12 protein-coding genes are annotated in these 12,030 nt (G+C 46.9%); all 12 read right to left on the bottom strand.

All coding sequences use genetic code 11. The features are described 5' to 3' along the window. Window positions 1–7: 7 nt before the first annotated feature. The 12 genes from rnhB to frr all read right to left on the bottom strand — a co-directional run bounded on the left by rnhB (window position 8) and on the right by frr (window position 11,987). The gene (rnhB, locus tag EXY25_RS14615) at window positions 8–577 is read right to left on the bottom strand and encodes a ribonuclease HII (RefSeq protein WP_114339004.1); all 570 of its coding nucleotides are present in this window, start codon (window positions 575–577) and stop codon (window positions 8–10) included. Between the two features lie 2 nt (window positions 578–579). Continuing rightward, window positions 580–1,746 carry a lipid-A-disaccharide synthase gene (lpxB, locus tag EXY25_RS14610; protein ID WP_281275310.1) on the bottom strand — a complete coding sequence of 389 codons (1,167 nt, stop codon included), beginning with the start codon at window positions 1,744–1,746 and terminating at the stop codon, window positions 580–582. After that, window positions 1,730–2,512: an acyl-ACP--UDP-N-acetylglucosamine O-acyltransferase gene (gene lpxA / locus EXY25_RS14605; RefSeq protein WP_130567323.1), complete on the bottom strand. Its 783-nt coding sequence runs from the start codon at window positions 2,510–2,512 to the stop codon at window positions 1,730–1,732. The genes lpxB and lpxA overlap by 17 nt, the downstream gene beginning before the upstream one ends. Window positions 2,513–2,514: 2 nt before the next feature. Next, window positions 2,515–2,949: a 3-hydroxyacyl-ACP dehydratase FabZ gene (gene fabZ / locus EXY25_RS14600; RefSeq protein WP_114339001.1), complete on the bottom strand. Its 435-nt coding sequence runs from the start codon at window positions 2,947–2,949 to the stop codon at window positions 2,515–2,517. Window positions 2,950–3,004: 55 nt separating this feature from the next. After that, window positions 3,005–4,036 (bottom strand): UDP-3-O-(3-hydroxymyristoyl)glucosamine N-acyltransferase, encoded by a 1,032-nt coding sequence (gene lpxD, locus EXY25_RS14595; protein WP_130567322.1) that lies wholly within the window; start codon window positions 4,034–4,036, stop codon window positions 3,005–3,007. A gap of 8 nt (window positions 4,037–4,044) precedes the next feature. Then, on the bottom strand, window positions 4,045–4,548 hold the full coding sequence (locus tag EXY25_RS14590) for an OmpH/Skp family outer membrane protein (protein WP_130567321.1): 504 nt from the start codon (window positions 4,546–4,548) through the stop codon (window positions 4,045–4,047). A gap of 76 nt (window positions 4,549–4,624) precedes the next feature. Continuing rightward, window positions 4,625–7,108, bottom strand: a complete 2,484-nt coding sequence (gene bamA / locus EXY25_RS14585) for an outer membrane protein assembly factor BamA (protein WP_130567320.1) — start codon at window positions 7,106–7,108, stop codon at window positions 4,625–4,627. A 48-nt stretch (window positions 7,109–7,156) separates the two neighbouring features. Then, window positions 7,157–8,506, bottom strand: coding sequence for a sigma E protease regulator RseP (gene rseP / locus EXY25_RS14580; protein WP_130567319.1), 1,350 nt, complete (start codon window positions 8,504–8,506; stop codon window positions 7,157–7,159). 4 nt (window positions 8,507–8,510) lie between these two features. Continuing rightward, entirely contained in the window at window positions 8,511–9,704 is a 1,194-nt protein-coding gene (gene ispC, locus EXY25_RS14575; RefSeq protein WP_130567318.1) for a 1-deoxy-D-xylulose-5-phosphate reductoisomerase, read from the bottom strand. Further along, on the bottom strand, window positions 9,705–10,571 hold the full coding sequence (locus tag EXY25_RS14570) for a phosphatidate cytidylyltransferase (protein ID WP_130567317.1): 867 nt from the start codon (window positions 10,569–10,571) through the stop codon (window positions 9,705–9,707). A 10-nt stretch (window positions 10,572–10,581) separates the two neighbouring features. Continuing rightward, a complete protein-coding gene (locus tag EXY25_RS14565) occupies window positions 10,582–11,355 on the bottom strand; it encodes an undecaprenyl pyrophosphate synthase (protein ID WP_114338994.1) in 774 nt (257 codons plus the stop codon). Window positions 11,356–11,465: 110 nt separating this feature from the next. Continuing rightward, window positions 11,466–11,987 carry a ribosome recycling factor gene (gene frr / locus EXY25_RS14560; RefSeq protein ID WP_425455781.1) on the bottom strand — a complete coding sequence of 174 codons (522 nt, stop codon included), beginning with the start codon at window positions 11,985–11,987 and terminating at the stop codon, window positions 11,466–11,468. Window positions 11,988–12,030: the final 43 nt, after the last annotated feature.

Below are 12,030 nucleotides of genomic sequence, written 5' to 3'. Positions count from 1 at the left end.
GTCTCTATTATTCGGATAACGCCAGAATGCGTTTCACAGGCTTAAAGCTACGTCGATGCTCGGGAGTGACACCATGCAACTCGATGCGCTCAAGGTGCAGTTTGGTGGGGTAACCTTTATGTTGGGCAATAGCATAGTCAGGATACTTTTTATCCAGCAACAGCATCTCTCGATCCCGAGTCACCTTAGCTACTATGGAGGCAGCGCTGATACAAGCCTCCAAGCCATCGCCACCGACCACAGCGCGGGCAGGAACGCTTAACTCAGGGCAACGATTCCCGTCAATTAACGCCATCTCAGGCTGAATAGCTAACCCTGAAACAGCTCTTTGCATGGCAAGCATGGTGGCGTGCAAAATGTTGAGCTCGTCAATCTCAGCCACTGACGCTCTGCCAACGGCATAGCAAATGGCTTTATTGATGATCTCGTCAAACAATAGCTCGCGCTTTTTTTCCGACAACTTCTTTGAATCATTAAGCCCTGCAATAGGCTGCTGCGGATCGAGGATCACTGCCGCGGTTACCACATCACCAATCAAGGGGCCTCGGCCTACTTCATCGACACCAGCTATCAGCATTCTTATGATCCCATAACGTTAATAACAGCGGCGGCAGCACTGGCGCTCGCCCCCTGCCGCAGAGCGAGGTGTAGCGACTCAAATTGTTGGGTCATATCAGAGCTGTCGCTACTGAGCAATTGATGCAAAGTCTGATAAAGTTTTTCTGGCGTAGCATCGTGCTGTAACAACTCTGGCACTAAGGGCGCGTCAGCCAGTAAATTGGGTAAAGAAACATAATTCACTTTGACCAGTTTTCTCGCTAACCAATAGGTCATTTCACTGACTTTATACGCGACAACCATAGGACGATTAACCAGCATCGCTTCCAATGCCGCTGTACCTGACGCCAACAAAATGGTGTCAGCTGCCGCCATCACTTCACGGGACTGCCCATCAAAGCAGGAAAATAGGCCCTCGGCACCAGGATACTGTGCAACGATCTCATGATATTGAGCTTTGCGGGCTTCATTGGCGAGGGGCATTAAACAGGTTAAATCGGGTAGGCTCTTCTTTAGTCGTAGTGCAGTTTCGATAAACGTAGGCAGCAGTTTTTCCATCTCTCCACCACGACTACCAGGTAACACCGCTAGGTATAGCCCCTCAGCAGGTAATGAAAGCACTTGCCTAGCCTGGGATTTATCACTGTTCAACGGGATCTCATCTGCTAGCGGATGACCAACAAACTCACACGCCACATGGTGTCTATCATAAAACGCCTTTTCAAATGGCAAGAGCGACAGCACAAGATCCGTCGCCTTATCTATTTTGAAAATACGTTTGGGACGCCAAGCCCACACAGATGGACTGACATAATGAATTGTCTTTATTCCTTTAGCCTTTAAGCGCTTTTCAACTCCAAGGTTAAAGTCAGGCGCATCAATGCCAATAAATATATCGGGAGAAAGGTCATATAGGCGAGTTAACAGCTGGCGGCGAACCCTAAGCAGTTCGGGCAAATGTTTAATCACTTCAAACAGGCCCATGACAGACAAGGTCTCCATCGGAAACCAGGTTTCAAAACCCGCAGCGAGCATTTTGGGGCCGCCAATGCCAACAAACTTAGCGTTAGGACAACGCTTTCTTAATTCAGTGATTAGCCCTGCACCAAGAATGTCGCCGGACATCTCTCCGGCGACAATGGCGATAACAGGTGAAGAGAGTACAGCAGTGCTATCGGACGATGCCACGTTCACTGCCCATGACAAACTCTGCTAAAGGACTTATTTCAGCGCATTCATCGGCCATCTCAAAAAGTTTTGGCTTTGCTTCTTCCAAAGTCAGATTTTGACGGTATATAACTTTATATGCCCTACGAATAAGGGTAATAGCCTCTTTGGAAAAGCCGCGCCGCTTAAGCCCTTCAACATTAATACCATGGGCATTATCGCCTCTTGCCATAACATAGGTTGGCACATCTTTATGCACAGCTGAGGCACCAGCAATAAACGCGTGGTCACCGACCTTAACAAACTGATGAAATGCAGATAGACCGCCAACGATAGCATGATTACCGATTTGAACGTGGCCAGCCAAAGTTACGTTGTTTGCCAAAATGACATCATCACCCACAACGCAGTCATGACCAATGTGCACATACGCCATAAACAGACAACGATTGGCTATGCGGGTAACTCCTTTATCCTGCACTGTCCCACGATGGATAGTGACACATTCACGAACAACGTTATCATCCCCCATCACCAGTTCGGTCGGCTCGCCTGCGTACTTCTTATCTTGGCAATCCTCACCGACTGAGGCGAACTGAAAAATTCTATTCCGTGCGCCAATCCTCGTGGGTCCCTTGATGACCACATGGGATCCAATCCAACTGCCTTCTCCAACCGTCACATTGGCAGCAATATAAGTAAAAGGGCCAACCTCTACATTGGCACCAATGACGGCACCGGACTCGACCAGTGCAGTAGGATGAATATTGGCAGATGCATCAATCACAATTATGCCTCGCGTATCGCACACATAATTTCAGCAGAACAGACAATGTGGCCGTCAACTTTCGCCACACAATCAAATTTCGCCATGCCACGACGAGCTTTCAGTAATTCCACTTCCAAGTGAACAGTATCACCAGGTACGACAGGGCGTTTAAATCGAGCATTATCGCAGGAGGCAAAATAGTAAATGGTATTCTCATTTGGCTTGTCGGCAGCAGACTTGTAACCCAAGATACCAGTCGCCTGAGCCATCGCTTCCAAAATCAATACGCCAGGAAAAACAGGCTTCTTAGGAAAGTGTCCCGGAAAGAAGTTCTCGTTATAAGTGACATTCTTAATCGCATGTAACCACTTGCCGGCTTCATAATCCAACACACGATCAATCAGTAGAAAAGGATACCGATGGGGTAGATGATCCAGGATATCCTGAATATCCATTGCCTTTGATTCAGACAAGGGGAACTCCTCAAATGTTTAAAAATGATAGAACAGATTAATCTTCACGCTTCAGTGCGTTGAGCTCGTCTTCTAATGCTTTAATACGGCGATACATTTCATCTAACTTAGGAAAACGCGCAGCGTTTTTACGCCACTCTTTATTGGGTAACGTGATCACACCGGAACTATAAACACCAGGCTCTTTTGCTCCACGCATCACCATACTCATTCCAGAATAGTGCACATTATCAGCAATTTCGATATGACCATTGATCACCGACGCCCCGCCTATGACGCACTGTTTGCCTACAGTGACGCTGCCAGCAAAAGTTGTCGCCCCCGCAACCGCTGTTCTTTCACCCATAACAACGTTGTGAGCAACATGGCAGTGATCATCAATAATAACGCCAGAATGGATCACGGTATTCTCCAATGCTCCGCGATCCACGGTAGTACAGGCACCAATCTCAACATTATCACCAAGTATCACCTGACCGGTCTGGGGAATACGCACCCAGTTGCCCGCATCATTAGCATAGCCAAAACCATCAGCCCCGATCACTGCGCCACTGTGAATTCGACAAGCAACACCAGTATGGGTTCGATGATACATAACGACATTGCTGAATATACGGGTTTCAGCACCGATCTGGCTGTAGTGGCCTATATAGCAATTGGCGCCGATTCTTGCACCATCAGCAATGATGCTACCCGGCTCGATGACGGTATATGCGCCAACAGAGACCCCCTGCCCCAACGTCACGTCATCCAACACGGCTGTAGAATGAATTCCTTGAGAGGGCTCTGGTGAGGTATCTAGAAGCTGTGCGGCCTTCGCATAACCTAAATAGGGGTTAGCCATCACAATTGCGTTGGTCGGGCATAGCTCAGCTACCGCAGGCGCAACGATCACTGCGCTGGCAGAGCAGGCTTGCAACTGCTCTCTAAATTTTGGATTGGTTAAAAAAGCGACCTGACGGTCGCCTGCACTGTCTAAAGATGCGACCGATTCAACTTCAACCGTACCATCGCCAATAAGTTCCGCACCTAGGTGCTCAGCAAGTTCAGATAAAGTAAACGTCGGCATAGCGATCCCTATTTAGTTTTTGCCAGCTCAGCAATCACTTTGTCAGTGATATCAGTATTGTCTGCAGCAAAAACTAACGCATTGGTGTTAAACACCATTGCCAAGCCTTCAGCTTTAGCAACCTTATTAATTGCTTCCTGAACTTGCATCAACAGCTTGTTACGCTCATCAGCTTGACGACGACGGTTATCTTCCTCCAACGCCTTCTTCTTCAATTCAAACTGAGATTTCAAACCTTCCAGTTGACGCTCTAAAGCAATCTGCTCATCTTCCCCCATCAAAGCACCATCCTTTTGTGCCTTTTGTACAATGCCCTGCATCTCGCCTTCTAAACGCTTTAACTCTTCGACACGGTCAGCAAACTCACGTTTAAGGATATTACCAATCTCATCCTTCTGCGGCATCTCTTGCAATACACGAGGCATGTTGACATAGGCCACAGTATCAGCTGCTACGGCCATATTAGAAATCAAAACGAACGCCGCCAATGCAGCAAAAACCAACTTTTTCAAAGGATGCTCCTTTACAGTATTAATAGGCTTCCATCAGCCAGTAAATCTAGCACTCAGAGTGTATGGACACCAGAGACTAAAATGTTTGACCCACATTAAACGAGAAAACTTCTGTTTCATCGCCGTCATATTCTTTAATAGCTTTAGCTAAGCTAAATACCATTGGCCCCATAGGAGAGACCCATTGTACTGAGATGCCTGCTGATACTCGAAAACGATCGTAATCGGAATAGTCAGATAGCTTATCGTACTCCGAAGGAGACAGGTCGCTGTAGCTACCATAATCAAACTCGGTATCCCAGACATTACCCGCATCGACGAAGAAACTCGAACGAACAGAGTTGTTATAGGATTCATCCAAAAACGGAGTAGGAACAAACAGTTCAAATGAAGCAACAGCTAACGCATTACCACCGAGCGAGTTATCACTCACAGTAATAAGGTCATCTTCTGATCCAGGCAATATAGAATCGCTACCCCCACCAGGATTGGGTGAACCTGGAATATTCTCAGGATCAGGGTAACGGATCACACCACGAGGACCGATACTATTAGAGCGAAAGCCACGCAAGGTGCCAGAGCCACCACCACGGAAGTTTTCCCAAAACGGTAATATTTGATCATTACCATCTTTATCGCCATAACCGTTCCCGTAGCCGAGATTGGCTTTCACCATGAAGCTGAAATCTTGTTTTTGGGTCAGAGGAAAGTACCAGCGACTTTCATAATTCAGCTTAAAATACTGTAAGTCACTGCTATGGGGCGTTGTGACCTTACCGTTAACTGTATGCTTGTAACCAGATGACGGAAACAGTCCACGGTTCAGCTTATTTCGCGACCAGGAAGCATTGAGGTCATACGTATCAAACTCCAGTTTTGCATCTGGATCATCGATATCTGAATAGATCCGGAAGAACTGCTGGATCTGATCATAAGGATCTAGATTCGACAGTTCGTTATGGCGATAACCTGCGCCAATACTAAAGCGGTCGTATTCATTAAGCGGAAAACCGAGATTAGTACTTAAGCCATAAGAATCATTATTATAGTTAACAAGGTTAGCGTCGCCCGCATCAAAAGTACTATAAAAGATCCGTCCGCCTAACGACACGCCATCTACCGTAAAGTAAGGATCATTGTATGAAAGATCCACTCTATTAGAATATGTATTTTTACTTAAATTAAGGGACAGACTGTTACCCGTTCCCATAAAGTTGTTCTGTGAGATCCCCCCCTGAAGACTAATACCGCTGCCAGTACCATACCCAACCCCAGCATTGAAAGAGCCGGTCTGTTGCTCTGTCACTTTCCAATCAACATCCACTTGATCTTCTAACCCAGGGATCCGCACGACGTCATAACTAGGGTCGGAAAAAAATCCAAGGCGATTTAAACGCGCTTTTGACTGCTCAAGTGATGACTCGGACAACCAAGCCCCTTCCTGTTGCCGCATCTCTCGGCGTAACACCTCATCTTTAGTGACGTGGTTACCGGAGAAATTTATCCGTCGAACATAGATACGGGCACCAGGCTCAACATGCACAGTAATTTTTACACTTTTATCAACATCATCTACTTCAGGGTAGGTACTGACTTTCGGGTATGCATAACCAAATCGGCCAAGGTATCGACTGATACTCTCTTCTGCGTAGGTAATTTCTGCTGCGCTGTATTGGCTACCCGATTTGACAGGGATAAGCGCTCGAATCAGCTCCTCTTTGCCCACCAAATTACCAGCGACTTTCACATCGGAAATGGTATAAATCTCGCCTTCGTTGACATTAATGGTCACATATACGGCTTTTTTATCTGGCGTTAGGGAGACTTGAGTGGAGTCGACATTAAATCGAATGTAACCACGATCACGGTAATAGCTCGTCAGGTTTTCTAAGTCACCACTTAAGCGCTGTTTCTCATAACGCTGAGAGCCGAAGAAGTCCCACCAAGGTACATGGTCAGTCAACTCAAATTGCTCGCGCAATTCAGGCTCAGGGAAAACTCTATTACCTACGATATTAATCTGCTGAATTTTTGCAGCTTCACCCTCATTAAAAACAATTTTCAGGTCGACACGGTTACGAGGCAACGGCGTGACAAAGACATCAACCTTGGCGGTATACTTACCCACCCCAAAATAGAAATCTTCTAACCCTTTCTCAACATTCGCAATAATACTGCGATCGAGCGGCTCCCCTACTTTAATCCCATTGCCTGCCAAACTTTCCTGCAGTTGTTCATCAGGAATATCTTCATTGCCACTAAATACGATGTTACTGATAGTAGAACGCTCTGACACACGGACAAGCAGAATATTACCGTCACGCAGTACTTCGATAGATTCAAAATGGCCGGACTTATTAAGTGCTTTAATAAGCTGAGCGACGCCTAATGGCGTCACTTCATCGCCCACCCGGAGAGGTACATGTAGCAGTGCCGCGCCTAACGCTACCCGTTGTAATCCTTCTATCTGGATATCTTCAACAACGAAAGCCGTTGACGCGACACTAAACCAAGACACACTCAACAGACAAATAGCCGCCAGTGCTTTACGAAAGCCCATTGATATCATTCTATTTTTGCTCGAATACTTCTTATAATTCTAAATTTTCTACAGACGGGCCACATCATTAAAAATGGCAATCCCCATGATGACCAATAACAATACTGAGCCAACACGAAACCCGACTTCCTGAATGCGTTCTGATACTGGTTTACCACGTACAAGCTCGACAATGTAATAAACTAAATGTCCACCGTCGAGCACTGGTAAGGGCAGTAAATTAATCACCCCTAAATTAACACTAATCAGTGCCAAGAACCCGAGAAAATACACCAAGCCATAACCCGCGCTGCTACCGGCACCTTGCGCAATAGATATGGGGCCGCTCAAATTCTTAACTGACACGTCACCGGTAAGGAGTTTGCCGATCATATCAATGCTGAGCACAATAAGTTGTCCTGTTTTCTCGACGCCTTTCACAAAGGCATCAACAAAACTGTATTGCATTTCAAAGCGGTACTCCTCCGGCCATTCGTCTACCCGAGGAGCAATGCCTAAGTAGCCAATACTGCCATCTCCAGACGCCTTCTCTGAGGGCACTAACACCAAGGTCACCGGCGTACCGTCCCGCATCACATCCACGATAAGCTCTTCACCACCATGCACAGCAATAATCGAAGCAAGTTGAGGCCAGCTTTCAATTAGCTCACTATCAGCAGCAATCACAAGATCGCCAACCTCTAGACCTCCTTGTGCACCAGCGCCAGTCTCTTCAACATGCGCTAGCTCAAGCGTCACAGTGGGGAAAAACGGCTTGATACCTAAAGAGCTCAATAAAGGTTGCTGATCAGGATCGAATTGCCATGTTCTTATATCCAATGATTTGTGGCTAACGCCGGACGAAGCAGAATTTAGTTTAATAGGAATAGTTTCATTGCCGATATGAGCAACCAAAGCGAGGCTAACCTCTTCCCAATCTAACGTTTGTCGACCCGCAATTTCGGTTATTTGCATTCCCGGTTCAAAACCCGCTTCTGCAGCGATCGATTCTGGCATCACCTCGCCAATAACGGGCTTAACACTGGGTACACCAATACCAAACATCAGCCAATAGGCTAAGATAGCGAACACGAAATTGGCTAGCGGGCCGGCAGATACGATCGCGATCCGCTGGCTAACAGGTTTGCTATCAAACGCTAGATGCTTTTGCTCACTAGGCACATCATCAACACGACCATCTAACATACGCACATAGCCGCCTAGTGGGATAGCAGCCAAAACATACTCAGTGCCACTTTTGCTGACTTTACTCCACAGGGGTTTACCAAAGCCTATCGAGAACTTCAGTACTTTCACCCCACAACGACGAGCAACCCAGAAGTGACCATACTCGTGAAAAGTAATGAGAATGCCTAGCGCGAAAATGAAGGCACATATATTCCATAATATGTCGAACATAGAACTATTGGCTCTCTGTCAGGTATTGCTTGGCCAGCATTCGTGCCATTTTATCTAGCTCGACAACCTGTTCCAAACTATTTAATTGCTGTGGTAAGACCCCATCAAGTACACGATGGTTCACCGCGGATATATCAGTAAACCTGATCGACCTCTCAAGAAATGCATCAACTGCCACTTCATTGGCTGCATTGAGCGCTGTGCAAGCCCATTGCCCTGCATTACAGGCATCGATAGCTAACTTGAGGCAAGGGAATCTGGCATAGTCAGGCGGGACAAATGAGAAATCGACCATCGACGTAAAATCCAATGGCGCCACTCCGCTCTCGATCCGTTCAGGAAAAGCCATCGCATGAGCGATCGGCGTTCTCATGTCTGGATTACCTAGCTGCGCGATTACAGAGCCATCTACATACTGCACCATAGAATGGATAACACTTTGCGGATGGATCACTACGTTGATATCTGCAGGCTTGGCGTTAAACAACCATTTGGCTTCTATAAACTCTAAGCCCTTGTTCATCATGGTGGCTGAGTCAACGGAGATCTTGCGCCCCATATCCCAGTTCGGGTGTTTGCACGCCTGCTCCGGCGTCATTGCAGACAATTCTGACAATGGTGTATTTAAAAATGGACCACCGCTACCAGTTAAAAGGATCTTGGCTATGCCATTATTACACAACGAAGTTTGTGAGCTTTGCTGTTGAACCGATGCAGGAAGGCACTGAAAAATTGCGTTATGTTCACTATCGATAGGCAGTAGCGTGGCTTTATGGTTCTTTACTGCATCAATAAACAGCTCACCAGACATGACCAGCGCTTCTTTATTGGCAAGTAACACCTTCTTGCCTGCTTTAACCGCAGCCAATGTTGGCATAAGGCCAGCAGCACCGACAATGGCTGCCATTACGGTATCAACATCATCTGCAGATGCGACATCAATTAAGGCATCACTTCCTGCTAACGGAGTAGTTTCTAAACCCACATTTTTTAGCGCAAGTTTTAACTCGCTATATGACGCCTGACTGGCAACCACGGCAAAACGGGGACGGAACTCAAGGCACAGCTGGACCAAACGAGTGACATTTTTTCCCGCCGTTAATGCATAAACAGTAAAACGTTCAGGATTACGACGGATAACGTCCAGCGTACTGTCACCAATGGAGCCAGTCGCTCCCAATATAGAGACAGTTTGCATTTAAACGATCCACAACCAATAACAGAGAGCAAATACCGGCAGTGCAGCGGTTAAACTATCAATCCGGTCAAGAATGCCGCCATGCCCAGGTAAGATACGGCCAGAGTCTTTTACCCCGGCCTGACGCTTAAACATACTTTCCGTCAGATCACCAAACACTGAAGCTAATACACTTAACACACTGGCTAAGACAAAAAAGCCCCAGTCGGCAGGTTCGATATTAAGTAACCAGGCGCCAACCAATGCAACAATCGAAGCAGCACAAAGACCTCCCAACAGGCCCTCAATGGTTTTACCAGGACTTACTTTCGGCATCAGTTTCCGCTTGCCGAATCGTTTACCGGCGAAATAGGCCCCAGAGTCAGCAGCCCACACCATGGCTAATACCGTAAGTAACAGTTCTGCCCCGTAATAGATACCCAAAGAGGATGCATGAGCGCTGCGCAGTAAAAGAACGCCAACGGCAAAAGGCAACAAGGTCAATAGCCCTGCGAATACTTTCAAAATGGAACTGTTTTGCCAAACAGCGGCACTAGCGGGAAATGTAAACACCAATATGACAGCCAACACCCACCACGCACAACCGAGACCTAGCACCCATATCAATAGGCTTGTTAAAGTGGTAAGGGTTTCTAGACTAGTAGGCGGGATCAGCCAAAGTAAGCCGCCAAAACAACTAAATAGCGCAGTGGCTAGAACAAAACGGGATGGCTTAGTTACCAGCCCGCATAACCGCGACCACTCCCAACCTGCAATCCAAACAACTACCGCCATGGCGAGTGCTAGACCATTGGCAGACAGAAAAAACAGCGCACCCAAGGCTACAAGTAAAAGTCCTAACGCTGTCACTATTCGTTGCTTAAGCAAGCATCACCTCTTATTTATCTTCTGTATCGCCGACAACAGATTTCACCTGTTCGCCGGTACAGCCAAAGCGGCGCTCTCGCCCAAGGAAAGTATTGATCGCATCTTCAAACAGCGCTTGACCAAAATCGGGCCAAAGTTCTTCGGTGAAATACATTTCCGCGTATGCCATTTGCCAAACAAGGAAATTACTAATACGACAATCACCACCGGTACGAATCATCAAGTCAGGATCACCCTGCTGCGCCGTTGTAAGATTCTCAGATAGCATCTCTTCAGTGATATCTTCAGGCTTAAGGCTACCCACCTGTAAAGACTGTGCAAGCTTCTGCACTGACTGGATAACGTCCCAACGTCCACCATAATTCGCCGCTATATTTAGTGTCAGGCCGTCATTATCCTGGGTTAAGCTTTCGGCTGCGGCAATGCGCTCCTGCAAACGATCACTGAACCGACTGACGTCACCAATGATACGTAAACGAACATTGTTCTTATGCAAGCGCTTTGCTTCTCGCTGCAAGACACTGAGAAACAACTCCATTAGCAAACTGACTTCAGTATCCGGCCGACGCCAGTTCTCACTGCTGAACGCATAAAGCGTCACGGCCTTTATTTGCCACTTTGTCGCCAAACGAACAGTCTCGCGCACGGCTGCAACGCCAGCACGATGTCCGAGAATCCTTGGTTTTTTCCTCTGCTGTGCCCAACGACCATTGCCATCCATGATGATGGCAATATGCTTTGGTAATCGTTCAACACAGTTGGCGAAAGGGTTTTCCTCTGACATCCAGACCTGCACTCTTCCTAACAGATAACTGTTGAAACATATAGAAAACGCCGTGCCGTTGGATGACACAGCGTTTTCCTAGAACAAAGAACCACCGACAAGGTGACGTATTAAAACGCCATCAATTCCTGCTCTTTTGCCTTAAGCAGCTCATCAACTTGCTTAACAAAAGTATCGGTGATTTTCTGAACTTCGTCATGGCCTTTACGATCTTCATCTTCAGAGATCTCTTTCTCTTTAAGAAGCTCCTTAAGATCACTGTTTGCATCACGACGAATATTTCGCACCGCAACACGTGCTGCTTCAGCTTCAGCACGTACCACTTTGATTAAATCTTTACGACGCTCTTCGGTCAAAGGCGGCATTGGGATACGGATCACAGTGCCCGCTGAATTTGGGTTCAACCCCAAATCAGAACTCATAATCGCTTTTTCAACCGCACCAGCTAATGACTTATCAAAGACGGTCAATGCAAGAGTACGGGAATCTTCAACGGTCACATTGGCAAGCTGCTTAAGTGGTGTCGGTGCGCCGTAATAAGGCACCATAATAGTATCAAGCAGGCTTGGGTGGGCACGTCCGGTACGGATCTTGGCCATTTGTCCTTTCAGCGATTCAATGCTTTTTTCCATACGGGTCTTAGCATCTTTTTTAATATCGTTGATCACTGGATTT

It is taken from the genome of Corallincola spongiicola, from assembly GCF_004284785.1.
GTDB lineage: Bacteria > Pseudomonadota > Gammaproteobacteria > Enterobacterales > Neiellaceae > Corallincola > Corallincola holothuriorum.
This window is presented reverse-complemented; position numbering and strand designations above follow the sequence as displayed.